Annotated in this window: 24 protein-coding genes; 19 read left to right on the top strand and 5 right to left on the bottom strand. The window is 76.2% G+C overall.

All coding sequences use genetic code 11. The annotated features are described in order from the left end of the window. The first annotated feature begins 41 nt into the window (after positions 1-41). Positions 42-731 (top strand): M15 family metallopeptidase, encoded by a 690-nt coding sequence (locus ACFP3R_RS25040; RefSeq protein WP_380638873.1) that lies wholly within the window; start codon positions 42-44, stop codon positions 729-731. 166 nt (positions 732-897) lie between these two features. Here ACFP3R_RS25040 and ACFP3R_RS25035 read toward each other — a convergent pair whose 3' ends face one another. Then, positions 898-1,668 carry an SGNH/GDSL hydrolase family protein gene (locus tag ACFP3R_RS25035; RefSeq protein ID WP_380638871.1) on the bottom strand — a complete coding sequence of 257 codons (771 nt, stop codon included), beginning with the start codon at positions 1,666-1,668 and terminating at the stop codon, positions 898-900. A gap of 132 nt (positions 1,669-1,800) precedes the next feature. Here ACFP3R_RS25035 and ACFP3R_RS25030 point away from each other — a divergent pair, with 132 nt between their 5' ends. From ACFP3R_RS25030 to ACFP3R_RS24985, 10 genes are all read left to right on the top strand, one after another. Beyond that, complete coding sequence (locus tag ACFP3R_RS25030; protein WP_380638869.1) at positions 1,801-2,376, top strand: TetR/AcrR family transcriptional regulator; 576 nt, start codon at positions 1,801-1,803, stop codon at positions 2,374-2,376. Between the two features lie 120 nt (positions 2,377-2,496). Further along, positions 2,497-3,693 (top strand): cytochrome P450, encoded by a 1,197-nt coding sequence (locus tag ACFP3R_RS25025; RefSeq protein ID WP_380638867.1) that lies wholly within the window; start codon positions 2,497-2,499, stop codon positions 3,691-3,693. Beyond that, positions 3,687-4,355 carry a TetR/AcrR family transcriptional regulator gene (locus ACFP3R_RS25020; RefSeq protein ID WP_380638865.1) on the top strand — a complete coding sequence of 223 codons (669 nt, stop codon included), beginning with the start codon at positions 3,687-3,689 and terminating at the stop codon, positions 4,353-4,355. Before ACFP3R_RS25025 ends, ACFP3R_RS25020 begins: the two co-directional genes overlap by 7 nt. A gap of 122 nt (positions 4,356-4,477) precedes the next feature. After that, entirely contained in the window at positions 4,478-5,152 is a 675-nt protein-coding gene (locus tag ACFP3R_RS25015) for a TetR/AcrR family transcriptional regulator (protein ID WP_380638863.1), read from the top strand. Next, on the top strand, positions 5,152-5,352 hold the full coding sequence (locus tag ACFP3R_RS25010; RefSeq protein WP_380638861.1) for a ferredoxin: 201 nt from the start codon (positions 5,152-5,154) through the stop codon (positions 5,350-5,352). The genes ACFP3R_RS25015 and ACFP3R_RS25010 overlap by 1 nt, the downstream gene beginning before the upstream one ends. Continuing rightward, positions 5,349-6,725, top strand: a complete 1,377-nt coding sequence (locus ACFP3R_RS25005; RefSeq protein ID WP_380638859.1) for an NAD(P)/FAD-dependent oxidoreductase — start codon at positions 5,349-5,351, stop codon at positions 6,723-6,725. Before ACFP3R_RS25010 ends, ACFP3R_RS25005 begins: the two co-directional genes overlap by 4 nt. After that, on the top strand, positions 6,722-7,966 hold the full coding sequence (locus ACFP3R_RS25000) for a cytochrome P450 (RefSeq protein WP_380638857.1): 1,245 nt from the start codon (positions 6,722-6,724) through the stop codon (positions 7,964-7,966). The genes ACFP3R_RS25005 and ACFP3R_RS25000 overlap by 4 nt, the downstream gene beginning before the upstream one ends. Before the next feature lie 176 nt (positions 7,967-8,142). Continuing rightward, entirely contained in the window at positions 8,143-11,460 is a 3,318-nt protein-coding gene (locus ACFP3R_RS24995) for a serine hydrolase (RefSeq protein WP_380638855.1), read from the top strand. Positions 11,461-11,500: 40 nt separating this feature from the next. Next, the gene (locus ACFP3R_RS24990; protein ID WP_380638939.1) at positions 11,501-12,598 is read left to right on the top strand and encodes a M20/M25/M40 family metallo-hydrolase; all 1,098 of its coding nucleotides are present in this window, start codon (positions 11,501-11,503) and stop codon (positions 12,596-12,598) included. 38 nt (positions 12,599-12,636) lie between these two features. Continuing rightward, complete coding sequence (locus ACFP3R_RS24985) at positions 12,637-13,308, top strand: HAD family hydrolase (protein WP_380638854.1); 672 nt, start codon at positions 12,637-12,639, stop codon at positions 13,306-13,308. A 10-nt stretch (positions 13,309-13,318) separates the two neighbouring features. On the opposite strand, the gene ACFP3R_RS24980 is transcribed toward ACFP3R_RS24985, so the two are convergent. After that, positions 13,319-13,903, bottom strand: a complete 585-nt coding sequence (locus ACFP3R_RS24980; RefSeq protein WP_380638852.1) for a nitroreductase family protein — start codon at positions 13,901-13,903, stop codon at positions 13,319-13,321. Positions 13,904-14,054: 151 nt separating this feature from the next. Between ACFP3R_RS24980 and ACFP3R_RS24975 the strand changes: the two genes are divergently transcribed. Beyond that, positions 14,055-16,847, top strand: a complete 2,793-nt coding sequence (locus ACFP3R_RS24975) for an AfsR/SARP family transcriptional regulator (protein ID WP_380638850.1) — start codon at positions 14,055-14,057, stop codon at positions 16,845-16,847. A 211-nt stretch (positions 16,848-17,058) separates the two neighbouring features. Then, positions 17,059-17,490: a hypothetical protein gene (locus ACFP3R_RS24970; RefSeq protein ID WP_380638848.1), complete on the top strand. Its 432-nt coding sequence runs from the start codon at positions 17,059-17,061 to the stop codon at positions 17,488-17,490. 93 nt (positions 17,491-17,583) lie between these two features. Here ACFP3R_RS24970 and ACFP3R_RS24965 read toward each other — a convergent pair whose 3' ends face one another. Then, on the bottom strand, positions 17,584-18,450 hold the full coding sequence (locus ACFP3R_RS24965) for a DMT family transporter (protein WP_380638846.1): 867 nt from the start codon (positions 18,448-18,450) through the stop codon (positions 17,584-17,586). A gap of 184 nt (positions 18,451-18,634) precedes the next feature. On the opposite strand from ACFP3R_RS24965, the gene pdxR reads away from it, so the two are divergent. Next, a complete protein-coding gene (gene pdxR / locus ACFP3R_RS24960) occupies positions 18,635-20,131 on the top strand; it encodes a MocR-like pyridoxine biosynthesis transcription factor PdxR (protein WP_380638844.1) in 1,497 nt (498 codons plus the stop codon). An 11-nt stretch (positions 20,132-20,142) separates the two neighbouring features. Here pdxR and ACFP3R_RS24955 read toward each other — a convergent pair whose 3' ends face one another. Both ACFP3R_RS24955 and ACFP3R_RS24950 read right to left on the bottom strand, forming a co-directional pair. Further along, entirely contained in the window at positions 20,143-20,601 is a 459-nt protein-coding gene (locus ACFP3R_RS24955) for a PaaI family thioesterase (RefSeq protein ID WP_380638842.1), read from the bottom strand. A 74-nt stretch (positions 20,602-20,675) separates the two neighbouring features. After that, complete coding sequence (locus tag ACFP3R_RS24950; RefSeq protein WP_380638840.1) at positions 20,676-21,287, bottom strand: DUF6801 domain-containing protein; 612 nt, start codon at positions 21,285-21,287, stop codon at positions 20,676-20,678. Between the two features lie 578 nt (positions 21,288-21,865). Here ACFP3R_RS24950 and ACFP3R_RS24945 point away from each other — a divergent pair. From ACFP3R_RS24945 to ACFP3R_RS24925, 5 genes are all read left to right on the top strand, one after another. After that, positions 21,866-23,029: a helix-turn-helix domain-containing protein gene (locus ACFP3R_RS24945; protein ID WP_380638838.1), complete on the top strand. Its 1,164-nt coding sequence runs from the start codon at positions 21,866-21,868 to the stop codon at positions 23,027-23,029. A gap of 9 nt (positions 23,030-23,038) precedes the next feature. Continuing rightward, the gene (locus tag ACFP3R_RS24940; protein WP_380638836.1) at positions 23,039-24,286 is read left to right on the top strand and encodes a PucR family transcriptional regulator; all 1,248 of its coding nucleotides are present in this window, start codon (positions 23,039-23,041) and stop codon (positions 24,284-24,286) included. Between the two features lie 194 nt (positions 24,287-24,480). Beyond that, positions 24,481-24,768 carry a WhiB family transcriptional regulator gene (locus ACFP3R_RS24935; protein WP_380638834.1) on the top strand — a complete coding sequence of 96 codons (288 nt, stop codon included), beginning with the start codon at positions 24,481-24,483 and terminating at the stop codon, positions 24,766-24,768. A gap of 88 nt (positions 24,769-24,856) precedes the next feature. Continuing rightward, entirely contained in the window at positions 24,857-25,747 is an 891-nt protein-coding gene (locus tag ACFP3R_RS24930; RefSeq protein ID WP_380638937.1) for a MerR family transcriptional regulator, read from the top strand. A gap of 158 nt (positions 25,748-25,905) precedes the next feature. Continuing rightward, entirely contained in the window at positions 25,906-26,280 is a 375-nt protein-coding gene (locus tag ACFP3R_RS24925) for an SRPBCC family protein (protein WP_380638832.1), read from the top strand. Positions 26,281-26,299: the final 19 nt, after the last annotated feature.

The raw sequence follows: 26,299 nt of genomic DNA, 5'->3' as shown, positions 1-26,299 counted from the left end.
CGAACCCCACTCTGTCTCAGCAAAGATCGAGAGGAAGTTCTGTGAAGTCGAGAACCCGAGTTTTCGCGCTCGTCACGTTCACCGTGTCCGTGTTCCTGGTCGGTACCGCGCCGGCGTCCGCCACCCCCGCCCGGACCGTGGAACTCGCCGCACCGGCCGGCAGTGGTCTCCCGCCCTACGTCGCCGTCATCAAGCCGGTCACCGCGAAGCGGCTCGCTTCCAGCCGGCGCGAGGGCTGCCCCGTCGGGCCTGATCGGCTGCGGTTGATCAGCCTGAACTTCGTGGGCTTCGACGGTGCGGTGCACCGCGGCGAGCTGGTGGTCAACGCCGATCTCGCGGTCGAGGTCGCCCGCGTCTTCGCCGACCTGTACTTCGCCCGGTTCCCCATCCAGCGGATGGAGACGATCGAGAAGTACGACTCCGACGACGACGCGTCGATGGCGGCCAACAACACCTCGGCGTTCAACTGCCGGGCGATCACCGGCGGCACCGCCTGGTCCAACCACTCCTACGGACGGGCCATCGACATCAACACCGTGCAGAACCCCTACATCTCCCGCAGTGGCGCGGTCTACCCGCCCAACGGCGCGCCCTACGTCGACCGCACCCAGGACGTGCCCGGCATGATCCACGCGGGCGACGCCACCGAGCGGGCGTTCACCACACGCGGCTGGACCTGGGGCGGCTTTTGGGACACGCCGATCGACTACCAGCACTTCGAGAAGCCCTGACACCGGCCCGAGAGGTCCTCGCGCCGCACCGAGCAGTACGAACAGCGCCCGCGATCACCGCCGGAGGAGTGACGGCGTCCCGACCCGCCTGCGCCGTGCGGTCGTTCGGTTCCAGGCCGCGGAGTGCCCCGCGCCCGGCCCGCGGACGCGGGGTACTCCCGACCGGTCAGCCGGTGACGCTGTTGAGCAGCGCGAGGTAGCCCGACCGGTACCCGGTCGTGTTGGGGTGGAAGGACTCCACCAGCCGCAGCAGCGAGAACTGGTTGATCCACGGCGACGAGCCGCACGCGCCGTGGCCCGCGAAGTGGGCTCGGGCGTCGACGTAGCGGACGCCGGCGGCCGCGGCGCGGGCCGCGATGACCGCGTGAAGGGCGTCCGCGCCCCGGTTGAGCGCGGCGCGCTTGGTGGCGTTGAGGCAGTTGCCGTTGGGCTCGACCAGGCGCGGGTAGCCCAGGACGACCACGGTGGCGTTCGGGGCGCGGTTGCGGATGGTCGCGTAGGTGGTGTCGAGCCTGGCGGGCAGGACGGTGTTGGCCTCGTCCACGCCCTCGTCGACCGCGTTGAGGCACGCGCTGTCGCTCGCGGTCACGCAGGTGATCATCGTGTTCGCGAAGCCGACGTCGTTGCCGCCGATGGTGAGGGAGACCAGGTCGGTGCCCGCGTCGAGCGAGGCGAACTGGTTGGTCATGCTCTGGGTGGTCGCGCCGCCGCAGGCCGCGTACCGGAACGAGGACACCTCGTGGCTGTCGGCCCACAGCTGGGCGTACCCGCGGGGGCTGCGGAAGCACGTGCCGCCGGTGTAGGGCGGGGCCCCGGTGCCGGAGGAGTACGAGTCGCCGAGGGCGACGTAGTCGACGGGTGCCTCGGCTCGCGCGGTCGGGGCGGCGACCACGGCCGCCAGCACCGCGCACAGGGCCCCGAGAAGACGTTTGCGCACGCCCGCTCCTTCCTCGATGTCGCCCACGGAAGGGCGTCAAGTCCGGCAGGTTACGGACGGGTACCGAGGGATCACACCCGGTGCTACTCTCATTACCTACGGGTAACATCGGTTGGTTGCCGGGGTGGCGGCATGGCAGGTCCGCGACGCAGCGACGCCCGGCGCAACCGGGCGGCCATCCTGGCGGTGGTGGGCGACTCGGTGCGCCACGGCCTGCGGATGCCCTCCGCCACGCGGATCGCGCACCTCACCGGCCTGGGTCAGGCGACGGTCTACCGGCACTTCCCCGACCGGCGCAGCCTCCTGCTCGCGGTGACCGACGAGCAGCTGGACCTGCTGCGGCAGGCGGCCGGGCGCGACCCCGACGACCCCGCCGCGTTCCCCGCGCTGCTGCGGGAGGTGATGGTCCACCAGGTGCTGATGCGGCCGCTGGTGGAGGAGCTGCGCGGGTTCCCGGTGGCCGACCAGCGCGGGTGCGCCCGCCGGCTGCTCGACGCGCTGCGCGTGCCGTTCGCCCGCTCCCGGGCGGCGGGGCACCTCCGGCGGCACGTCGTGCTCGACGACGTGGCGGTGGTGCTGGCCATGCTCCAGGGCGCGGTCGAGGCCACGCCCACGCCGGAGGCGGCCCGGCGCGTGATCCCGGTGCTGCTGGACGGGTTGTTCCGCGCCGGGGTGGGCGAGGAGGGCGACGCGGTGCCGGGAGCTTGAGCGACGGCTCGGGCTTCGAGCGGGTCGGCCGGATCAGCATTTAAATCAGTCGCTTGACTTACCATATGGGCCTCGCTTCACTGTGGGGCACCGAACGTCGATCAACGAGGAGGGCGTCCCGTGGCGCACGAGTCGCTGCCGAACTACCCGATCCCCAACCCGACGGCGCTGGAGCCGCCCGCCGAGTGGGCCGAGCTGCGGCGGGGGTGCCCGGTCGCGCCCGTGCGCCTGCCCAGCGGCGACCGGGCCGTGGTGCTCACCCGCTACGCCGACGTGAGGCAGGTGCTGTCCGACCCGCGCTTCACCCGGCAGCTCAACGCGCCCGACGCGGCCCGGATCTCCGACAGCGAGTCCGGCGGCGTGTTCAACAACGAGATGGCCGTGGTGCTCCCGGACTCCGGGACCGCGCACCAGCGGTGGCGGCAGCAGGTCGGCCGCTGGTTCACGGTCAAGCGCCTCAACGCCCTGCGGCCCGCGATCGAGGCCATGGCGGACCGGCTGGTCGACGAGCTGGTGGCGGGGGAGCAGCCCGCGGACCTCAAGGCGGCGCTGGGCTTCCCGCTGCCGGTGTGGGTGATCTGCGACCTGCTCGGCGTGCCGGACGCCGACCGGGACCGGTTCGCCCACTGGTCGGACACCCTGCTCAACCTGACCCGCTACACCGAGGCCGAGATCGGCGCGGCCCAGGCGGAGTTCGTGGCCTATATGGGCGAGCACGTCGCGGCCAAGCGCGCCGAGCCGAGGGACGACCTGCTCAGCGCGCTGATCGCGGGCGGCGAGCTGTCGGACGCGCAGCTCGTCGCCACCGGTCAGGCGCTGCTCGTCGCCGGGCACGAGACCACCGCGAACATGATCGGCAAGATGGTCGGGATGCTGCTGGCCGACCGCACCCGGTGGGAACGCCTGGTCGCGGACCCGTCGCTGGTGCGCCCCGCGGTGGAGGAGGTGCTGCGCTTCGACGCCAACCCGGGCCTGGGGATGCCGCGCTACATCCCGGAGGACACCGAGGTCGCCGGCGAGACCGTGCCGGCCGGCACCACCGTCATGTGCAGCACGGGCGCGGCCAACCGCGACGAGACCGCGTTCGAGCGGGCGTCCGAGATGGACCTCGCGCGCAGCCCCAACCCGCACCTGGCGTTCGGCGCGGGCGCGCACTCGTGCCTGGGGCAGGCGCTGGCGCGCACCGAGCTCCAGGTGGTGCTGGAGGTGTTGGTGCGCAGGCTCCCCGGGTTGGAGCTGGCGATCGCGCCGGAGGAGCTCCGCCGGGTCGAGGGGCTGGTGGTCGGGGGGCTGCGTGACGTGCCGGTACGGTGGTGACCGTGGTGACCGACGTCGGCAGGACCCCGCGCGCGGAACAGGTCGGCGCCACCCGCCTGCACATCCTGGCCACGGCGGAGCGGCTGTTCGCCGAGCAGGGGCTCTACGCGGTCTCGAACCGCCAGATCAGCGCGGCCGCGGGCCAGGGGAACAACGCCGCCGTCGGTTACCACTTCGGCACCAAGGCCGACCTGGTGCGGGCGATCGCGCGCCGGCACGTGGAGCGGATCGAACCGCTGCGGCGGGAGCTGGTGACCGCCGCCGAGGGGTCGGCGGACGTGCGGGACTGGGTTGACTGCCTGGTGCGGCCCTTCACCACCCACCTGGCCTCGCTGGGCGACCCCACGTGGTTCGCCCGGTTCGGCGCGCAGGCCATGACCGATCCGGCGTTCCGGGCGATCATGGTCGACGAGGCGCTGGCGACGCCCTCGCTGCGGGACGTGCTGGACGGGTTGGACCGGTGCCTGCCCGACCTGCCGGCCGACGTGCGGGCGGAGCGCGGGGACATGATCCGGGACCTCGTCGTGCACGTGTGCGCGGAGCGGGAACGCGCCGTCGCGGAGAACGCGGTCGTGGCGCGGTCCACGTGGGACGAGGCGGCCGGCGGGCTGGTCGACGCGATCACGGGGTTGTTGCTGGCGCCGATCTCGCGCCGCGCCTGAGGGTGGCCGGGCCGGGGTCGCTGGCCCCCACCCGACCCGCGACATACCGTTACGGACCGGTTACCAGCGGTTTTAAGTCAGTCGCTTGACTGAACTGCTCGGGCTTGCTTGGCTGGGTGGTGATGAGCGGCAGGGCAGCGGGGGCCGAGCGGTCCTCCGAGACGCGGGAGCTGATCCTGGCGACGGCCGAGAGGCTGTTCGCCGAACGCGGCGTCCACGCCGTGTCCAACCGGCAGGTCGGTGAGGAAGCGGGCCGGGGCGACAACTTCGCGGTGGGCCACCACTTCGGCTCCCGGGCCGAGCTGGTTCGCGCGGTGGTGCGCCGCCACGCCGGGCCGGTGGAGCGGGCGCGGGCGCGGATGCTGGCCCGGGTCGGGGCCGGCGCCCAGGTGTGGGACTGGGTGGCGTGCCTGGTGCGCCCGTTCACCGAGCACCTGGCGGCGCTGGGCAGCCCCTCCTGGTACGCCCGGTTCGGCGCCCGGGTGATGACCGACCCGGCGCTGCGGCGGGTCGTGGTCGAGGACGCGCTGGGCGCCGAATCGGTGCGGCGCGTCCTCGACGGGCTCAACCGGTGCCTGCCCGCCCTGCCGCTGCCGGTCTACCTGGAGCGCGGCGCCATGACCCGCCACCTGGTGACGCACACCTGCGCGGAACGGGAGCGGGCGCTGGCCGCGGGGGTCCCGACGGCGCGGGCGTCCTGGGACGACGCGGCCACCGGTCTGGTCTCGGCGGTGGCCGGCCTGTGGCTGGCGCCGGTCACCGCGACCGGCGAGCGAACGAGTGAGGAGCACGGGTGATGAAGGTTTTCGTGGACGAGGAGAAGTGCTGCGGCGCGGGTTCGTGCGTGCTGGCCGCGCCGGACGTGTTCGACCAGCGCGACGAGGACGGCGTGGTGGTGCTGCTCGACCCCGAACCGGCCGAGCACCTGCACACCGCGGTGCGCGAGGCCGCCGACGTGTGCCCGGCGGCGGCGATCACGCTCGGCGAGCGGGCGTGACGACGCCGGACCAGGTGCTGGTCGTCGGGGCCTCGGCCGCCGGCCTGGCCACGGCGGAGGCGTTGCGCCGCAGGGGTTACCCGGGTGGGCTGACCCTGCTCGGCGACGAGCCGCACCCGCCCTACGACCGGCCGCCGCTGTCCAAGCAGGTCCTGGCCGGCGCGTGGGGGCCCGAGCGGGCCCGGCTGCGCGGTGACGAGGTGCTGGAGGCGCTGGGCGCGCGGCTCGTCCTGGGCGACCGGGCCGTGGCCCTGGACCTCGACGCCCGCGCGGTGACCACCGCCGGCGGGCTCGTCCTGCGGGCGGACGCGATCGTGGTGGCGACCGGTGTGCGACCCCGGACGCTGCCGGGCCAGGCCGGGCCTGGCCAAGACCGGCCGGGGCAAGACCGGCCGGGGCAAGACCGGCCGGGCCAGGGCTGGCCGGGCCAGGGCTGGCCGGGCCAAGGTCAGTCGGGCCAAGGTCAGCCGGGCCGAGATCAGCCCGGCCAAGATCAGCCGGGCCGGAACCAGCCCGGCCAGGGAGCCCTGGCCGGCGTGCACGTGCTGCGCACCCTCGACGACGCCCTGGCCCTGCGTTCCGACCTGCTGCGTTCCCACCCGCTCCGCCCCGCCCCGCCGGGCGGGACGCGGCTCGTGGTCGTCGGTGACGGCGTGCTCGGCGCCGAGGTGGCCGTGACCGCGCGCGTCCTCGGCCTCGACGTCACCCTGGCCGGCCCCCAGTCCGCACCCCTGGCCGCCCAGCTCGGCCCCCTCGTCGCGGGCCTGCTCGCGGACCTGCACGCCGAACGCGGCGTGCGGCTGCGGCTCGGGTCCGCCGTGCTCGGCCTGGAGTCGCGCGACGGCCGGGTGACCGGCGTGCGGCTGGCGGGCGGCGAGGTGCTGCCCGCCGACGTCGTGCTGGTGGCGCTCGGCGCGGTCCCCAACACCGAGTGGCTGGCGGGCAGCGGGCTGACCCTGGACAACGGCGTGGTGTGCGACGCCCGGTGCCGCGCCGCCGACGGGGTCTACGCCGTCGGCGACGTCGCGCGCTGGCGCCACGAGCGGCTGGACGTGCTGCTGCGGTTGGAGAACCGCACCAACGCCACCGAGCAGGCCGCCGTCGTGGCCGACAACGTGCTGGGCGCGGACCGCGCGTACGCGCCCGTGCCCTACTTCTGGACCGACCAGTTCGACGCCAGGCTGCACGTCCACGGCGTGCCGACCGACGAGGCCGAGGTGCTGGCGGGCGACCCGGCCGCGCGCCGCTTCGTCGTCGCCCACCGCCGCGGCGGCGAGACCATCGGCGTCCTCGGCTGGAACATGCCCAAGCAGGCCCGCCACCACCGCCAAGAGCTCCTGGAGCCCCGGCTCCTGACCGGAGGAACGCGATGACCGGCACCACCGAGACCTCCGGGCACGACACCTCCGAATACGACACCTCCGAATACGACATCCCCGACTACCCGATGCCCCGGGCGGAGGGCTGCCCGTTCGACCCGCCACCGCCGCTGCGCGACCTCCAGGCGGCCACGCCGCTGACGAGGGTCCGGCTCTGGGACGGCAGCACCCCGTGGCTGGTCACCCGCTACGCGGACCAGCGCGCCGTGCTCACCGACCGGCGGGTCAGCGCGGACATGACGCACCCCGACTACCCCAGCCAGGCCGAGCGCAACGGCGGGACGCTGAGCTTCATCGGCATGGACGACCCCGAGCACGCCCGGTTGCGGCGCATGGTCGGCGCGGCGTTCGCGGTGAAGAAGGTCGAGGCCCTGCGGCCGATGGTGCGGCGGATCGTCGACGAGGCGGTGGAGGGCCTGCTGGCCGGGCCGAAGCCGGTCGACCTCGTGGAGGCTTTCGCGCTGCCGGTCCCGTCGCTGGTGATCTGCGAACTGCTCGACGTGCCCTACGCCGACCACGAGTTCTTCCAGCGCAACAGCAGCACCCTCATCAACCGCGGCTCCACGCCGGCCCAGCGCGGCGAGGCGATGGGCAGCCTCGGGGAGTACCTGGGGCGCCTGGTCGTGGCGAAGCTCGACCACCCGGGCGACGACCTGCTGTCCCGGCTGGGCGAGAAGATCCGGGCGGGCGAGCTGACCGTCGAGCAGGCCACCCAGATGGGCGTGCTGCTGCTGATCGCCGGGCACGAGACGACCGCCAACATGATCGCGCTGAGCACCCTGGTGCTGCTGCGCCACCCGGACCAGCTCGCGCTGCTGCGCGACTCCGACGACCCGGCGGTGGCCACCCGCGCGGTCGAGGAGCTGTTGCGCTACCTCAACATCACCCACGGCGGTCGCCGCCGCTTCGCCCGGGAGGACATGGAGGTCGCCGGCTGCCCGGTCCGCGCGGGCGAGGGCTTCGTGCTGCCGAACGAGATCGCCAACCGCGACCCCGGGGCGTTCCCCGACCCCGACCGGCTGGACCTCACCCGCGAGGCGCGCCACCACGTCGCCTTCGGGTTCGGCGTGCACCAGTGCCTGGGCCAGCCCCTGGCCAGGCTGGAGCTGGAGGTCGTCTACCGCACCCTGTACCGGCGGCTGCCCGGCCTCCGGTTGGCCGCGGACCTCGCCGAGATCCCCTTCAAGCACGACGGTTTCGTCTACGGGGTGTACGAGCTGCCCGTGACCTGGTGACGCGGGTCCGGTGGGTCGTGCCGGCCCACCGCCCGGCGTCGCCGTCCGACGGACACGACGGGGTGACCCCGAACGAGCATCCCGGAACTCCGGTCAATCCGGCGGTCCCGGCCCTCCCGAGCCGGTAGACAGTGGCGAGCGCCACTCCGCCCACCACCGGACCCCGGGAGCGACCGTTGACCCGACGCGCGCGCATCGACGACCTGACCTCGCTCGCCGTGCCGGAGCAGCCGGCGCTGTCGCCCGACGGCGCCCACGCCGCGTACGTGCTGCGCACCAGCGACGTCGACGCCGACGTGACCACCCGCTGCCTGTGGCGGGTCGGCACCGGGGGCGGTCGGCCCGAGCGGCTCACCCGCGGCCGGTCGGACACCTCGCCCGCCTGGTCGCCGGACGGGCGGCACGTGGCGTTCCTGCGCGCCGAGGACGGCCCCGCCCAGGTCTGGCTGCTCCCGGCGGCCGGGGGCGAGGCCACACCGCTGACCTCGCTGCCGCTGGGCGCGGGCCCGCCGCAGTGGAGCCCGGACGGCACGCGGCTCGCGTTCAGCGCCCCGGTCGACCGGCACGCGGGGGACGACCGGGCGACCGCGCCCGTGGTGGTCGACCGGCTGGACTCCCAGGTCGACGGCGTGGGCCTGCTGCGCACGGTGCGCCGGCACCTGCACGTGGTCGACGCGGCCTCCGGCGAGTGCCGCCAGGTCACCGACGGCGACTGGCACGCGGGCGCGCCGGCGTGGAGCCCGGACGGCACGCGGCTCGCCTTCGCCGCCGCCACCGCGCCCGACGCCGACCTGGTCGAGCGGACCCCCGCGCACGTCGTGGACGCACTCGGCACGTCCCCGCCGGAGCAGGTCGGCCCACCCGGCGGCACGGTGCTGCGCGTCGGGTGGACCGCGGACGGGACCGCGCTGCTGGCCGTGGGCACGACCGACGGCCCGGTGGGCTTCGACCGCCTGCTGCGCCTGCCGTCGGCCGGTGGCGCGCCCGTCGACCTGGGCGCGGCCCTGGACCGCAACGTCATGCCCGGCAGCCCCAACTACCCCGGCGCGCCGCCCGCGCTGTCCGACGACGGCCGCGCGGTGCTGTTCTGCGTCCGCGTCCGCGGCTGCACCCACGTGTGGGCGGTCCCGGTCGACGGCGGCGCGCCGGCCCCGGTCCTCACCGGCGCGGGCCGGTCGGTGTCCGGGATGGCCGTCGCGGGCGGTGTGGTGGTCGTGGTGCTCGGCACACCGACCTCCTTCGGCGAACTCGTCCGCGTCGACCCGGCCACGGGCGCCGAGGTGGTGCTGACCGACCACGGCGCCGGCGCGCCCGAGCCCCACCCGCGGGAGGAACGCGAGTTCACCGTCTCGGACGGCACCGTCGTGCCGGGCTGGCTGGTGCGCGACCCGTCGTTCACGGGGCCGCGGCCGCTGCTGCTGGACATCCACGGCGGCCCGCACAACGCCTGGTGCGGCGCCGCCGACGAGCACCACCTCTACCACCAGGAACTGGTCGCCGAGGGCTGGGTGGTGCTGCTGCTCAACCCGCGCGGCAGCGACGGCTACGGCGAGGAGTTCTGCTTCGCCGCGCTCGGCGCGTGGGGCACCGGCGACGCCCGGGACTTCCTGGAGCCGCTGGACGAGCTGGTCGCCGAGGGGCTGGCCGACCCGGAGCGGCTGGCCGTGGCCGGCTACAGCTACGGCGGTTTCATGACCTGCTACCTGACCAGCCGGGACGACCGGTTCGCCGCCGCCGTCGCCGGTGGCGCGATCAGCGACCTCACCAGCATGGTCGGCGTCTCCGACGGCGGCCACTTCATCGGCACCCACGAGCTGCGCGGGCGGCACTGGGAGCGCGACTACGCCGCGATGTCGCCGCTGGCCCGCGTCGAGCACGTGCGCACCCCCACCCTGCTCCTGCACGGCCTGGACGACCTGCGCTGCCCGGTCGGGCAGGCCCGGCAGTGGCACACCGCGCTGCGCGAGCGCGGCGTGCCGACCCGGCTGGTGCTCTACCCGGGCGGCAGCCACCTGTTCTTCCTCGACGGCACGCCGTCGCACCGCGTCGACCTCAACCGGCGCGTGGCGGACTGGGTGCGGCGGCACGCGGTCGGGTCCCGGCCGAACGGGACCGGCCGGGTCAGACCGCCGCTGGACGCCGCGCACTGGCGGCGCAGGCTGTCCGCGCTGGCCCGGCGGCACGGCGTGCCCGGCGCGGTGCTCGGCGTCCTGCGGCTGCGCCCGGACGGCGAGGACGAGCTGGTCCGGGCCGCGCACGGGGTGCTCAACCGGGACACCGGCGTGGAGGCCACCACCGACTCGGTGTTCCTGATCGGCTCGATCACCAAGGTGTTCACCGCGACGCTGGTGGCGCGGCTGGCCGACGACGGCCTGCTGGACCTCGACGCCCCGGTCACCGACGTGCTGCCCGGCCTGCGGCTGCCCGACCCCCGGGCGCGGATCACCGCGCGGCACCTGCTCACCCACACCAGCGGCCTCGACGGCGACGTGTTCACCGACACCGGCCGCGGCGACGACTGCGTGGCGCGGTACGCGGACCGGCTGTCGGAGGTCGCCCAGCTCCACCCGCCGGGCGCCACCTGGTCCTACTGCAACTCCGGCTTCGTCCTGGCCGGCCGGCTGGTGGAGGAGCTGACCGGCGGCACCTGGGACGCCGCGCTGCGGGACCTGCTGATCACCCCGCTGGGCCTGGCGCGCACCGGCACCCTGCCGGAGGAGGCGCTGCTGCACCGCACCGCCGTGGGCCACCTCGACGTCGACGGGACCGAACGCCTCGCCACCTGGGCCCTGCCCCGCTCGGTGGGCCCGGCCGGGCTGGTCCACTCGACCGCGGCCGACGTGCTGGCCCTCGCCCGCCTGCACCTGACCGGCGGCCTGGCGCCCGACGGCACCCGGCTGCTGAGCGCGGCGGGCGCCGCCGCCATGGCGGCCCACCAGGCGGACCGGCGCGGCGCGGTCGAGCCGGGGTGCTCCGCCGGGCTGGGCTGGTTCCGCGACGAGTGGGACGGGCGCGGTTCCCTCGGCCACAACGGCGCCGCCGCGGGCCAGCGGGCCTTCCTGCGGCTGCTGCCCGACGAGGGGCTGGCGGTGGTCCTGCTGACCAACGGCGACAGCTCCCAGCCCCTCGCGGACGAGCTGTTCCGGGAGGTCTTCGCCGAGCTGGCGGACGTCGCCGTGCCGCGCGGACCGCGCCCGCCGGCCGACCCGGCGCCCGTGGACGCCCGGCGGCACGTGGGCGCCTACGAGCGCGCGGGCACGTGCCTGGAGGTGTTCGAGGACGACGGCCCGAGGCTGCGCGTCACGATGACGGGCCCGATGGCCCACCTGGTGCCCGACCGGGTCCGGGAGTACGAGTTGATCCCCCGGGGGGAAGACGTGTTCCTGGTGTGGGAACCGCGGTCGCGCGACTGGGTCCCGGTGACGTTCTCCGCGCTGCCGGACGGGCGTCGGTGCGCGCACTTCCTGCTGCGCGCCGTCCCGGAGGTGGGCTGAGGTGGACCCCCTGGACCTCGTGGGGCGCCTGCGGTCGGCGTTGCCCGCGGTGCTGGCCGACGTCGAGGAGCTGGTGACGTGCGAGTCGCCGTCCGGAGACCTGGCGGCCGTGGCCGCGAGCGCGGACGTCGTCGCCCGGGTCGGCGGGCGACGCCTGGGCGCGGCCCCGGACCGGGTCGTGGTGGCCGGCCGGACGCACCTGCGCTGGCGGTTCGGCGACGGGCCGACGCGCGTGCTGCTGCTGGGCCACCACGACACGGTGTGGCCGCTCGGCTCGCTGGCCACGCACCCGTTCACCACCGCCGGGGGAGTGCTGCGCGGTCCCGGCTGCTTCGACATGAAGGCGGGGCTCGTCCTGGCCCTGCACGCCCTCGCCGCGCTGCCCGACCGCTCCGGGGTGGCGCTGCTGGTCACCGGGGACGAGGAGATCGGGTCGCCGTCCTCGCGCGAGCTGGTCCAGGCCGAGGCGGCGGGCTGCGCGGCCGCCCTGGTGCTGGAGGCGTCCGCGCCGGGCGGCGCGCTCAAGCTGGAGCGCAAGGGCGTGTCGCGCTACGAGGTGCGGGTCCGCGGCCTGGCCGCCCACGCGGGCCTGGAGCCCGAGCGCGGCGTCAACGCGGCCGTCGAGCTGGCGCACCAGGTGCTCGCGGTGTCCGGGCTGGGCGATCCGGGGCGCGGCACCACCGTGACCCCGACCCTGGCGTCCGCCGGCGCGTCCGCGAACACGGTGCCCGCGGCGGGCGCGTTCGCGGTGGACGCCCGCGCCCGCGACACCGCCGAGCAGCAGCGGGTCGACGCGGCGATGCGCGGGCTGCGCCCCGTGCTCGACGGCGCGGGGCTGGAGGTGGTCGGCGGGCCCGACCGCCCGCCGATGCCCGCCTCCGCGTCCGCCGCGCTGTTCGAGCGCGCCCGGGAGGTCGCCGCCTCGCTCGGCCTGCCGCCGTTGGCGGGGGTGGCCGTGGGCGGCGGGTCGGACGGCAACTTCACCGCCGGGGTGGGCACCCCGACCCTCGACGGCCTGGGCGCGGTCGGGGGTGGCGCGCACGCCGACGACGAGCACGTGCTGATCGAGCACCTGGCGCCCCGGGCGGCGCTGGTGTCGGCGCTGGTCGCGGACCTCCTCGCCCGGCCCGCGCCCTGACTCGGCCGCCGGCGGTGGAGGGGTTCGAACGGATGCGGATGCGCCACATCGTGTGGGACTGGAACGGCGCCCTGTTCGACGGTGCCCTGTTCCACGGTGCCCTGTTCGACGGCGCCCCGTCGGTGGCACCCGCCACCGACGAGGCGTTCGCGCGCGACGGTTGGCCCGAGGGGGTGACCCCGGCGAGCCTGCTCACCTGGCCGCCCGCCGACCACCACGACCGGCAGGCGGGGTGGACCTCGACCGGGGCCGGGCGGTCCGCCGCGGACCGGCACGTCCGCCCCGACCGGGCGCGGCCCGCCGTCGCGGACGCGGTCGGGGCGCTGACCGCGTGGCGGGACGCCGGCCGCACCCAGTCGCTGCTGTCGTCGCGCCCGCACGCCGACCTGCTCGCGGCTGCCCGGCGCGCCGACATCGCCCGCTTCTTCTCCCACGTGGACGGCCTCCGGACCACCGAGACCCCGGGCAAGGCGGCCCACCTGCGCGGCCACCTCGCCGCCGTCGGGGTCGACGCGCGGGAGGTGCTCGTCATCGGCGACCGGGTGGACGACCTGCACGCGGCCCGGACCTGCGGCGCGCGGCCGGTGCTGCACCGCCCGGACGAGCGGGTGCCGGTCGGCCGCACCGGGGCGCGGGACCTGGGCGTCCCGGTGGCCCGGACGCTGTCAGAGGCGATCCGCTGGGCCCTGGACCAGCGGCCCGGCGGGTGACCCGGGGCGGCTACCAGCGCCCGAAGCGCACGACCTCGTCGAACGGCCGGCGGGCGCGGGTCCGCGGCGAGGCGCCCTCGGACACGTCGTCATCGGCCCCGTGCCCGAGCGCGACCGCCCCGATCGGCACGTGGTCCCCGGGCACGCCGAACTCCGCGCGCAGCGGGTCGAAGTCGTCCGCGCCGATGCCGAAGTAGACCGCGCCCAGCCCCTCGTCGACCGCGGTCTGGAGGATCAGCAGCACCGCCATGCCGGTGTCGACGTACCAGAACGGCACCGGCCACCGCTCCTCGGCGCGGTCGGTCCACCCCTTGTCGGGCTGCGCGTACCGGTCGAGGTAGGCGTCCTTCACCGCGAACGGGACCACGACCACCGGCGCGGTCCGGACCGACTCCAGCGTCCAGAGCCGGACCACCTCGTGGAACCGCGCCAGCTCCGCGCCCCGCAGCACCAGGAACGCCTGGCCCTGCGTGAACCCGGCGGACGGGCCGCGCAGCGCGTTGCGCATGATCCGCCGCACGCTCTCGTCCGGCACGGGCTCGTCGGTGAACCGGCGCACCATCCGCCTGCGCCGCACCACGTCCTGGAACTCCACGCGACCACCCCCGCCCCGATCGTAGGCCGGCGGTCCAGGGCCGGGCGGCGACCGCGAGCACGGACACGACCAGCCGGTTCCCGCCCCGGAGCGCGGCCGGGCCTGATATCCCTGACCCCGCGCGCGGGTGCCCGTCGAGGAGAGGTCGGTCGTGGTGGAGCTGAGGGTGCTGGGACCCGTCGAGGCGTGGGCCGGGGACCGCCGGCTGGACGTGGGGCACGCCCGGCAGCGGTGCGTGCTGGCCGCGCTGCTGGTCGACGTGAACCGGGTGGTGCCGGTCGACCAGCTGGTGGACCGCGTGTGGGGCGCGGAGGTCCCGCTGCGCGGCAAGGGCGGTCTGCACTCCTACGTCTCCCGACTGCGCACCGCGCTGGCCGACCTGGGTGATGTGGCCATCGTGCACCGCTCGGGCGGCTGGGCGCTGGAGACCGACCCGGACCGCGTGGACCTGCACCGGTTCCGCGGCCTGCTCGCCCGCGCCCGCTCGGCCCCGGACCCGGTCGACGGGCTGGCGGCGGTCGACCGGGCGCTGGACCTGTGGCGGGGCGAGGCGTTCACCGGCCTGGTCACCCCGTGGGCCGTCACCGGGCGCGAGACCCTGGCCGTCGAGCGGTGGACCGCCGAGCTGGAGCGCACCGACCTGGCGCTGAGGCTGGGCCGCCACACCGACCTGCTGCCCGAGCTGGCCGCCCGCACCCGGCGGCACCCGCTGGACGAGCGCCTGGCCGCCCAGTACGTGCTCGCGCTGGCCCGGAGCGGTCGCCAGGCCGCCGCGCTGAGCCACTACGAGCAGGTCCGCGCGCGGCTGGCGGACGAGCTGGGCGCCGATCCCGGTCTGGCGCTGCGGGACCTGCACCAGCGGCTCCTCGCCGCCGACCCGGCCGTGCTCGCCGGCCGCCCCGCCGCGGCCGCCCCCGCCACCCCCGCGCCGACCGCCGGGGCCCCGAGGCAACTGCCCGCCCCGCCCCGGTCGTTCATCGGCCGCGCCGACGAGCTGTCCGCGCTGACCGCCGCCCTCGACGACGTGCCCGCCGGCGCGGTGGTGATCTCCGCGATCGGCGGCGCGGGCGGCATCGGCAAGACGTGGCTGGCGTTGCACTGGGCGCACCGGCACGCGGACCGGTTCCCGGACGGCCAGCTGTTCGTGGACCTGCGCGGGTTCAGCCCGGACAGCGAGCCGATGCCCGCGTCCGTGGCGGTGCGCGGGTTCCTCGACGCGCTCGGGGTGGACCCCGGCCGCATCCCGACCGACCCGGACGCCCAGTCCGCCCTGCTGCGCAGCACGGTCGTGGACAAGCGCCTCCTGGTGGTGCTGGACAACGCCGCCGACACCGCCCAGGTCGTGCCGCTGCTGCCCGGCGGCGACACCTGCACCGTGCTGGTCACCAGCCGCAGCAGGCTGCTGGGCCTGATGACCGCGCACGGCGCCCGCCACCTCAACCTCGACGTGCTGACCGACGAGGAGGCGCGCGTGCTGCTGGCCCGCCGGCTCGGCGCCGCGCGGGTGGCGGCCGAGGCGGGCGCGGTGGACGAGCTGATCGCCTCCTGCCAGGGCTTCCCGCTCGCGCTGGGCGTCATCGCCGCCCGCGCGCACACCCACGCCGACCTGCCCCTGGCCACCTTCGCCGCGGAGCTGCGCGAACTCGGCCTGGACGCGCTGGCCGACAGCGACCCCGCCGCCAGCCTGCCCGCCGTGCTGTCCTGGTCCTACCGGGCGCTGACCGCCGAGCAGCAGCTGGTGCTCGGCCTGCTCGCCACCGCGCCGGGCCCCGACACCGGCCTGCCCGCCGCGGCCGCCCTCACCGGGCTGTCGCCGGTCGCCGTCGGGAGGGTGCTGCGCGGGCTGGAGCAGGCTTCGCTGATCAGCCGCGACGCCCGCGGCCGGTACTCGATGCACGACCTCGTCCGCGCCTACGCCGCCGACACCGCCCGGGAGCAGCCGCGCGAGGCGCGGACCGCGGCGCTGCGGCGCGTGGTCGACTTCTACCTGCACACCGCCCACGCCGCCGACCTGTGCCTGGACCCGCACCGCGAGGTCGTCCCGCTCGACCCGGCCGCCGCCGCGCCCCTCGCGCCTGCCGACACCGCCGAGGCCCTGGCCTGGCTCGACCTCGAACAGCCCGCCCTGCTCACCGCCCAGCAGACCGCCGCCGCGCACGGGTGGGACCGGGCGGTGTGGCTCCTGGCCTGGACGCTCACCACCTTCCACAACCGCAGGGGGCACCTGGCCGAGCAGCTCGCGGTCTGCCGGGCCGGGCTGGTCGCGGCCGAGCGGCTCGACGACCCCTCCGCGCGCCTGCGCGTGCACCGCCTCCTCGGCCGCACCCACGCCGCGCTGCGGCAGCACGACGAGGCGGTCGGGCACCTGGACCGGGCGCTCGCGCTGGCCGAGCGGCACGAGCCGACCACGCGGGCGCACATCCACCAGGCGCTGGCCTGGACGTGGTCGCGGCAGGGCGACGAGGCGCGGGCGCTGGAGCACGCCACCCGGTCCCTGGAGTCCTACCGCGACCTCGGCAACCCGGCGTGGGAGGCCAACGCGCTCAACATGGTCGGCTGGTACGCCGCGCAGAACGGCGAGCACGACCGGGCCCGCGAGCACTGCCGGGCGGCGCTGGACCTGCACCGCCGCCACGACAACCCCGAGGGCGAGGCGGACACCCTCGACAGCCTCGCCTACATCGACCACCGGACCGGGCGGCACCGGCAGGCGGTGGCGCACTACCGGCAGGCCCTGGCGCTGTTCCGGGACATCGGCAACACGGTCCAGGTGGGAGACACGTTGGAGCACCTGGGGCACCCGCACGCCGCCCTCGGGCAGCACGAGGAGGCCCGCGCGGCGTGGGAGGAGGCGCTGGAGCTGTTCCGCGCGCAGGAGCGCGACGACGATGCCGACCGGGTTCGGCGGGCGCTCGACGCGCTGGACGGGGACACGACTGGGTGACGCGCTACCGGGTGATGTGGGACGGGGCAGGGAGATGCGGGGCGCGGCAGGGAGACGCGGTGCTGGGCGTGGTTGGTGTGGGGCGGGGTGATGTGGTGCGCGGCAGCGAGACGCGGGTGCCGGTCGGTGCGGAGCGGGTGACGCGTCACCGGGCCGTCCGCGGGCGCCGGGCATCCCTGCCGCCCCGGGACCGGGGTGGGAGGATGAGCCCGTGAGCCTTCCCGCGCCGCAGGGCCGCCCGCCGGGTTCCGCGTCGTCGCGGTTCCTGCGGTTCGTCGTGGTGGGCGTGGTGCTGGGGTGGAGCGCCCTGATCGCCGTGGTGATCGCGCGGGAACCGGAGCGGGGCGCGGCCTCACCGGACGAGCTGGCGCGGGCCTGCGAGGCCGCGCTCAACGACCGCGACGCCGAGTCGCTGGCGAGGCTGTTCGGGCGGCCGCTGTCCGGGGACAGCGCCGCGGTGGCGGAGTCGGTGGTGGCCGGGGCGGGCTCGCCGAGGGGCCGGTGGTCCGTCGAGCCCACACCGGGCGCGGACGGGGCGGTGCTGGTGATCGCCGACGCGACCGGTCCACGCGCCCGCTGGCGGGCCGCGGAGGACGACGGGCGCTGGCTGGTCGACCCGATCGCCTCGCCCTCGGCGGGCTGACCGGGCACCGCCCCTCCCACCCCGGAGCCGGACCGGGGTCCGCCCGCGCCCGGCACGGCGTGGTCCGGACCCCGGCCGGGTGCCGGGACCACATCACGAGCCCTTCCCGCCCCGCCGGCTCCACAGGCCGAACGCCAGCCCGACCACCACCACGGACATCCCCGCCCACACCAGCGGCCCCGGCACGCGCGTGCCCAGCGCGACACCGGCCAGCGCCGCCGCCACCGGGGCCACCCCGGTCAGCAGACCGACCCGACCGGACCCGAGCGCGGCCACGGTGGAGTACCACAGCACGAACGCCACCGCGGTCACCAGGACCGCCAGGTAGGCGATCGCGGCCCAGTCGCCGGGGGTCAGCGCGGCCACCGCGCCCACGCCCTCGGTGGCCAGCCCGAGCCCGACGAACACCACCGCGCCCAGCCACACCGAGTGCAGCGACACGCCCCACGCCCCGTGCCGGGCCAGCACCGGGACGGCCAGCAGCGTGAACGCCGCCTCGCACAGCATCGCCACCGCCGCCCACGCCACGCCCTCCGCGTCCGCCCGGCCCGCGCCCTCCACCAGCACGCTCCCGGCGGTGACCACGACCGCCGCCGGCAGGACCCGGGCCTGCGGCGCGCGGCGCTCCAGCAGCGGCCCGACCACCCCGATCAGCACCGGCACGCACGCCACCGCGACCGCGATCACGGCGGGCTCGGCGTGGGCCACCCCGCGCACGACGGCCACGTTGAACAGCACCAGTCCGGTGGCCGCGATGCCCGTCAACCACAGCCACTCCCGGCCGCGCGGGCGCACCACGGTCACCCGCAGCGCCCGCGCCAGCAGGACCAGGACGACGATCGCGGCGAGGTAGCGGACCGCCTGGGTGGTGAACAGCGGTGCGGTGACCAGGGTGTGCGAGACCCCGACGCTGCCGCCGACGAAGACCATGGCGAGGGCGCCGGCGGCGAGGCTGTGCAACGGGGGTCGGGCCGGTGCGGCGGCGGGTGCCGGGGCACCGGCCGCCGGGCTGCCGGGCGTCGCGGTGCCGGCCGGTGCGGCACCGGGTGCCCTGGTGCCCGTCGGTGCCGGTGCCGGTACCGCTGCCGGACCGGCCGGTGTGGGTGCTGTGCGCATGGCCCCACCCTCCCGCCACAATGGTCCGGTGAGCAGGTCCAAAACCACTCCGGTCGACAGGTCCACAACGGGCGCCGACTTCCTCCAGCTCAACCTGGCGGACGCCCCGCCCGGCGGCCTGTCGGAGTGGCTGGCCGGCCGGCTGCGGCAGGCCGTCTCCGACGGCAGCCTGCCGGTGGGCAGCAGGCTCCCGGCCACCCGCGTGCTGGCCGCCGAGCTGGGCGTGTCCCGGGGCGTGGTCACCGAGGCGTACCAGCGGCTCACCGAGGACGGCCAGGTCGTCGGGCGCGGGCGCGCCGGGACGGTCGTCGCGGCCCCCGTCGCGCCGCCGCCCGCCAGGCCCGCTCCCGCGCCGACCGCCCCACCCGGCGACGTGTTCGCCGCGCCGGCGGGCACCGGGGTGTTCGAGGCGCTGCGGTCGGCCCCCGCGCGGATCGACCTGTCCCCGGGCGTGCCGGACCTGGCCGCGTTCCCGCGCACCGCGTGGCTGCGCGCCGAGCGCGCGGTGCTGGGCACCCTGTCGGCGGCCGACCTCGGCTACGGCGACCCGCGCGGCGCGCCCGCGTTCCGGCTGGCGGTGGCCAACTGGCTGGCCCGCAACCGGGGCGTCCGCGCCGACCCGGACGAGGTGGTGGTCGTCGCGGGCGTGGCGCAGGCGCTGGCCCTGCTCGCCAGGGTGCTGCGCGGCGACGGCGTCGACCGGGTCGCGGTGGAGGACCCCGGTTCGCTGGGCGCCCGGCAGCAGCTGGCCAACTGGCACGTGGGCGTCGACCCGGTCCCCGTGGACGCCCACGGCGTCCGGGTCGACGAGCTGCGGGCCTCCGGCGCGGCCGCCGTGCTGCTCACGCCGGCGCACCAGTTCCCGACCGGCGTCGTCCTGGGCGGCCGGCGGCGGCGCGAGCTGGTGCGGTGGACCGACGAGGGCGGCCTGGTCATCGAGGACGACTACGACGCCGAGCACCGCTACGACCGGCCGCCGGTGCCCGCGCTGCGCTCGCTGCGCGCCGACCGCGTCTGCTACGCGGGCAGCGTGTCGAAATTGCTGGCCCCAGCTCTGCGCACCGGCTGGCTCCTGGTGCCGCGCCGCTACCAGGAGGCCGTCGTCGCGGCCAAGCGCGACGCCGACCTGGGCAACGCCGTGCTGCCGCAGCTCGTGCTCGCCCACCTCATGGAGTCCGGGGAGCTGGAGCGCCGGCTGCGCCTGCTGCGCCGCCGCCACCGCGCCCGGCGCGACGCCATGATCACCGCGCTGCACCGCCACCTGCCGGGCGCCCGCGTGCACGGCGCGGCCGCCGGTCTGCACCTGGTGGTCACCTTCGAGACCGGGGTCGGCGACGTGGAGGTGGCCGCCGCGGCGCTGGCCCGGGGCGTGAAGGTCCAGCCGCTGTCCTGGCACCGCCACCGCGAGGGCGAGCCCGGCCTCGTGCTGGGCTACGCGGCCACCACCGCCGGGGGGATCGAGGAGGGCGTCTCCGTCCTCGGCGAGGTCCTGGGCGGACCCGTCCGGCGGGGCCGGAGGAGCTGACCCGCCGTCGCTCAGCCCGCGGGTCGCGGGCGCCAGCGCTTCCACAGCGCGACCGCCTCGGCGCGGGTCTTGCCGTCCCACACCAGGGAGACGTCGACGGTCATCTCCGCCTCCGACGCCTCGCGCACCGCGGCCCGCAGCTCCACCGGCTCGTGCAGCGGCGACGGCCGCAGGTAGCGCACGTCCAGCCCGGCGGTCACGTAGGACAGGGGTGCGTCCCCGAGCGGCGGCCAGCCCCGCCGGTCCGCCTCCAGCATCACGGCCGCGGCGCTGTGGCAGTCGAGCACGGTGCCGATGATCCCGCCGTTGAGGAAGCCCAGCCCGTTGTCGTGCTCGGGCCACGGGGTGAAGGCGGCGGTCACCACGCCGTCCTCGCCCGGGTGGCTGCGCAGCCGCAACCCGCGGGGGTTGGCGTGGCCGCAGCCGAAGCACGGCAGCTCGGGGTAGAGGCGTTCCTGGATGCTGAGCACCGGCCCACGGTAAGCGGGCCCCGGACACGCCGGTGGGCCGCCCCGCGAAGGGACGGCCCACCGGGGGGAGCGGACTACGAGACGGTGAACTCGTAGAGCTTGGTCACCTGGCCCGACTTGAGCGTGCAGTTGGAGGTGAAGGTGCCCAGGCCCGTGGTCGAGCCGTCGGCCTTGCGCGGGGTCAGGGTGGTGCTGAAGTTCCCGATCGAGATGGTCGTCAGCCCGGCCTTGGTGAGGGTGAGGGGCGGCGTGCTGCCGGTCGCGACCGTGTTGAACGCGCCGGACGACGGCACGTTCGTCTTGGCCACGACCAGGTTCGGCGTGACCGCGATGGCGGTGCCCGCGTTGTTCACGGTGGTCTGCGCCTTCGCCGTGCCCTCCACGGTCTTGGCGCCGACCAGCGCCAGACCCAGGGTCGCGGCCGCGGGCACGGTCGCGGTGGCGGTCACGTTGGTCGCCGGGATCGGCGTGCCGACCGTCGCGGACGCCGGCAGGTTGGCCACGTCGATCCTGACGCTCATGTCCTGCGACCCGATCAGCGGGAACGGGCAGTTGTAGACGAGCGTCAGCGACGCGGTCGCCGCCTGGCCCACGCCCGCTCCGGCGGTCAGGATGGTGCCGGCGACCGCGGCGGCCGTCGCGAAACCACCGAGAACCCTGCGCGAAGTGGCATTGAGTTTCAGCATGCTGATCTCCTCGTCGAGACTGTGCGGGAAAATACGGCAGCGGCGGCGGGATCGCTGGTGTACCCGTCAGTAATGTACGTTTCCCCGAACCTGTTGGGCAAGCATTGATTTCGTCCTCAGCAGATTTCGTCAACCTGCCTACAAAATGATTGTTCGTTTTTGTCACGCAGGTGAAACCTCTCGCTCAGCGTGTTCGGTGGAGCGATGAACACCCGTTGGGGCTCAACCGTTCGGGCGATGGGCGGGAAGCGCGGTGGACCGACCGGTGGTTCCGGCGCGCGCCGCCGGCCACTGGTCAGGGGCGGGAGTTCCGGCGGAGTGCGGCCGAGGGGGAGGCCGCGCGCGTCCCCGGCGGCATTGCGGGTTCGTGTCCCGGTGGACTCCGGTGATCCCCCGGCGCTGCTTTCCCGTCTCTTTTCTCGCGGGCGTGGACTTCGTCCGTGGTGGATCGATTCCACCTCTCCCGCTCCGCGCGCCCGGTGCGCCGACCGGGTTTGCCCCCCGTTAGGCGGTACCCGTTCCGAGCGGTCCGGCGCGACCCTGCTTCGGCCGGCGGAGACGGGGGAAGGTCGGGGCGCATGGGGGATTTGTTCGCCCGCTGGCGGGGGATGGTCGCCAGGCACAGCAGGCGCGCGGTGGACGCCTACGTCCGGGAACTGCCCGATTTCCACCTGATGTCGACTGATGCCCGGTCGCGGGCCGAACTGCTGGATTTCGCGTTCTTCCTCCGGGAGCGGACGGTCGCGCTCGCCGCCGAGGACAGGCCGTTCGGGGAGGACGACCTCGACGTGGTGGTGGCGGTCGGCCGGGAGCGCGGCGCGGCGGGGGTGTCCCCGGTCGCGCAGCGCCGCGTCCTCGCGCTGCACACCTCGCTCACCCTCCGCGAGGTGCACGAGGCCGCCACCCCGGTGGACGTGATCGAGGTGATGCGCGCCCTGCGCTGGCTGCCCGACCAGGGGGCGGTGGCGCAGGCGGCTTACACGCGGGGCTACCTGCGCGGCCAGGAGGCGCTGCGGCCGGTGGTGGACCGCGTGCGGTCGCTGGCCCAGCTGCTGCTGGCCGGGGACGCCTTCGCCGACGACGTGGCCGCCGGGCTGGCGATGCCCCGGCACGAGCACGTCGTGGTCGCGGTGGCGCGGATGCCCGGACCGGTGCCCGACCCCGCCGGGCGGGCCGACCTCCTGACCGACCTGCTGGCCCACCACTGGCTCCCGGTGTGCTGGGAGGAACCGGGCGAGTTCGTGGCGCTGGTCGGGGCGGACGAGCCGGCGCGGGCCGAGGAGCGGACCCGCGAGGTGGTGCGGGACTTCGTCCACCGGGTCGGGGTGCCGTGCGCGGTCGGCGCGGCCCGGGGCGCGGCGGCCGGGCCGGCCGCCGCGCTGGAGGAGGCGCGGCAGGTCGGCCTGGTCGCGCCACCCGACCACCGCGCCGACGCGGTGCGCTACCGGGCCGACCTGTTCGCCGAGCTGGGCGCGGCGGCGGTGCCGCCGGTCGACCGGTGGCTGGGCGAGACGGCGCGCCGGCTCGCGGACGGCCCCGACCTGATCGCCACCCTGGACGCGTTCTACCGCAACGACCTGCACCGCGCCCGGACCGCCGCCGCGCTGGCCGTGCACCCCCGCACCCTGGACTACCGCCTCCACCGGGTCCACCGCCTCACCGGCCTCGACCCCGTCTCGGCGCGCGGCGTCCTGGTGCTGAGCACGGCCGTGACCCGGGCGCTGGCCGGCGCCTACACCTGACGGAGCACCGTGGGAGACCTCTTCGACGCCCTGCGTAGGCGTGCCGGCGACAACGGCGAGCGCGTCGTGGCCCTCTGCGTCGACGCGCTGCCCGAGTACCGGGCGACCGCGACCACCCCCGCCGACCGCGACCGGATGGTGGAGTTCGCCGTCCACATCCGCCGCCGCACCCTCGCCTGCGTCGCCGCCGACGAGCCGATGACCGGGGCGGACCTGGCCGTGGTGACCGCCATGGGCGAGGAACGGGGCCGCAGGGGCCTGTCCCGCGCGGTCCACGACCAGGTGCTGGCGCTGCACGCCACGGCGACGCTGCGGGAGGTCCACGAGGCGTGCGGCCCGCACGACCTCGGTGACGCCATGCGGATGCTGTCCTGGCTCGCCGCGCGCACCCCGCCCGTCCAGCGCGCGTACACCGCGGGGCTGCTGGCCGGGCAGCAGGAGCTGATCTCGTCGGCGGGGCGGGTGCGGCGGCTCGCGGACCTGCTGGTGGCCGGGGACCCGGTGGCCCTCGACCACGCGCGGACCGCCGGCCTCGCCGTGCCCGAGCGGTACCTCGTGGTCGCCGTGCGGGTCCTGCGCGAGCCGGGTGACCCGGTGGTCGGGCCTGGCGGGGCGGTCGGGCCTGGCCGGGTGGTCGTGCCCGGTGGGGTGGCCGTGCCCGGCGAGGTGGCCGCGGCCCGGCGCGAGGACGTCCTCGACGCGCTGTGGCGGCACCACCGCGTGCCCGCCACCTGGCCGGGCGGGGCCGAGCTGGTCGCCTTCCTGGCGCCGGGCCCGGACGGGCGGGCCGCCGCGGTGTCCAGGGCGGTCGCGGAGATCACCGGGTGCGCGTGCGCGGCCGGCGCCGCGGCCGGCCCGCCGGCCGCGCTCGGCGAGGCGGTCGAGCTGGCGCGCCGGATCAGCCGGGTGGCGCGCCCCCTGGCCGTGCCCGACCACGTGCCCACACTGGCCGACGTGGCGATCGAGGTCGGCGTGGCGGAACTGCCCGAGCTGGACCGCTGGCTGCGCCACGTCGCGGCGCGCCTGGCCGCCGGGCCGGAGCTGGTCGGGACGCTGGAGTGCTACTACCGCAACGACATGAGCCGTTCGCGCACGGCCGCCTCCCTCGGCGTGCACCCGCGCACCCTGGACTACCGGCTGCGGCGGGTCCGGGAGCTGGCGGGCCTCGACCCGCGCTCGACGGCGGGCATCCGCGTCCTGGGCACGGCGGTGTCCAGGTTCCTGGCGGACCGGCCCGCCCGTCGTCACGACCGGTGAGCGGTTCGCGGGTGGGACCGACCCGCTGAACGCGCGAGCACTGGTGGGGTCGCGGCCCCGCGCCCCGGTGCCCTGGACTCCGACGATCGTCCCCCTCGCCCGAACGGGTGCCTCCGGCGCGTCGAGTTGCAACGTTTTTGAATCGAATTTAGGGTAGGGTGGTCACGGGGACGCCTGGAGGAGGACGTGGTCACATGCCCGAACTGTCACGACTGCCCGAGCCGGTCGCGGAGTCCTGGGACTGGCAGCTGCGAGGTCTCTGCCGCGGCATGGACAGCACCCTGTTCTTCCACACGCCCAACGAGCGCGGCTCGGCCCGGCGGAGCCGGGAGGAACGCGCGAAGGAGGTGTGCCACCGCTGCCCGGTGATGAGGAAGTGCCGTGAGCACGCCCTGGCGGTGGAGGAGACCTACGGCATCTGGGGCGGGCTCGGCGAGAGCGAGCTGCGCACGCTGATCGCACAGCGGCACAGGAGGGCCTGAGCCGAGGAGCGCGACCGTCCACCGAGGACGGCCCCGGGTGTTCGGTGTCGAGACTGCGCCCGGTGGCGGGCGCCGCGGTCGGAGGGTGATGGTCGAGCAGGGCAGCGGGATGACGCCGGGGGCGCTGGCCGGGATGCTCGGCATCTCGCCCACGACGCTGCGCACGTGGCACCGCCGGTACGACCTCGGGCCGTCCGCCCGGACCAGCGGCCACCACCGCCGTTACACCCCGGAGGACGTCGAGCGGCTGCGCCGCATGGTCGCGCTGACCGCCAGGGGCCTGGCCCCGGCCGCCGCGGCCCGGGTCGTGCTGGGCGAACCGGCCCCGGCCCCGGCCGCGGACCCGCGCCCGGCGCTCGGCGAGGCGGAGGCCCGCACGGCGCGGCGCGGCTTCCTGTCGGCGGCGAACCGCCTCGACGAACCGCTGATGCGGGACCTGGCCGCCAAGCTCGTCGCCGAGCACGGCGTGGTCGACGCCTGGCAGCACGTCTTCATGCCGATCCTCGTCGAACTGGGCGGTCGGGCCGTCGCGCTCGGCCGGGGCGTGGAGGTCGAGCACGTCACCAGCGCCGCGATCCTGCACGTCCTGCGCGGCGTGCCGCTGCCGGCCGAGGAGGGCAGGCTGGCCGCACTGCTGGCGTGCGCGCCGGACGAGCAGCACACCCTGCCGCTGGAGGCGCTGGGCGCGGCGCTGTCCGAGTGCGACTCGACGTGGCGCAACCTGGGGGCCCGCCTCCCGGCCGGTGCGCTGCTCGCCGCGGTGGACAAGCTCCGCCCGGCCACCGTGGTGGTCTGGGCGCACCGCGCCGACCTGGCCCGTGGGGTGCCGCTGGACGGGTTGGTGACCCGCTTCGACGCGGTGGTGGCGGTGGCCGGGGCCGGGTGGGAGGAGGTCGACGTGCCGCCCGCCGTGGAGCGGTTGACGTCGCTGCGGCACGGGGTGCGGATCGTGTTGGGGGCGACGGGGCGCGGCGGCTGAGCCGGTGGTGGCGGGGTGGTGGCCGGTGAGGTGGGTGGCCGGTGAGGTGGGTTGGCCGGTGGGGTGCGCCGGCCGGTGGGGTGACGTGGCCGGTGCGGTCGGGTGCGGCTGTGCGGCTCGCCGGGCGCTCCCGCCCCGCGTCGGCGACCATGGCGGCCGTGGAAGTCAGCACGCGAGCCCCGGGCCGGGCCCCCGCCGAGGTGGTCTGGGAGCGGTACGCCCACATCCACCGCTGGCCGGAGTGGGCGCCGCAGATCACCGGCGTCGAGCCGTCGGCGCCGCGCCTCGCGCCCGGCGTCACCGGCCGGGTGCGCGGCCCGCTCGGGGTGCGCGTGCGCTTCACCGTCACCGAGGTCGACGACGCCGCCCGCACCTGGGCCTGGCGCGCCCGCCTGGGCCCGCTGCGGCTGGCCCTGCGCCACGGCGTCGAGCCGGACGGGAGCACCTGGGTGACCGTGCGCGGTCCGGCGCCGGTCGTCCTCCCGTACCTCCCCGTGGCCCACATCGCCCTGCGCTGCCTCACCCGACCGTGAGCCGGACGGGTGTCTTCGG

The organism is Saccharothrix lopnurensis (assembly GCF_042658445.1).
Lineage (GTDB): Bacteria > Actinomycetota > Actinomycetes > Mycobacteriales > Pseudonocardiaceae > Actinosynnema > Actinosynnema lopnurensis.
This window is presented reverse-complemented; position numbering and strand designations above follow the sequence as displayed.

Excerpts from the sequence above, each read along its gene's own strand:
- ACFP3R_RS24935 (WP_380638834.1), top strand. The coding sequence starts at position 24,481 with ATGCCCGAACTGTCACGACTGCCCGAGCCGGTCGCGGAGTCCTGGGAC.
- ACFP3R_RS25030 (WP_380638869.1), top strand. The coding sequence starts at position 1,801 with ATGGCAGGTCCGCGACGCAGCGACGCCCGGCGCAACCGGGCGGCCATC.
- ACFP3R_RS24930 (WP_380638937.1), top strand. The coding sequence starts at position 24,857 with ATGGTCGAGCAGGGCAGCGGGATGACGCCGGGGGCGCTGGCCGGGATG.
- ACFP3R_RS25015 (WP_380638863.1), top strand. The coding sequence starts at position 4,478 with ATGAGCGGCAGGGCAGCGGGGGCCGAGCGGTCCTCCGAGACGCGGGAG.
- ACFP3R_RS25000 (WP_380638857.1), top strand. The coding sequence starts at position 6,722 with ATGACCGGCACCACCGAGACCTCCGGGCACGACACCTCCGAATACGAC.
- ACFP3R_RS24950 (WP_380638840.1), bottom strand. The coding sequence starts at position 21,287 with ATGCTGAAACTCAATGCCACTTCGCGCAGGGTTCTCGGTGGTTTCGCG.
- ACFP3R_RS25010 (WP_380638861.1), top strand. The coding sequence starts at position 5,152 with ATGAAGGTTTTCGTGGACGAGGAGAAGTGCTGCGGCGCGGGTTCGTGC.
- ACFP3R_RS24985 (WP_380638854.1), top strand. The coding sequence starts at position 12,637 with ATGCGCCACATCGTGTGGGACTGGAACGGCGCCCTGTTCGACGGTGCC.
- ACFP3R_RS24945 (WP_380638838.1), top strand. The coding sequence starts at position 21,866 with ATGGGGGATTTGTTCGCCCGCTGGCGGGGGATGGTCGCCAGGCACAGC.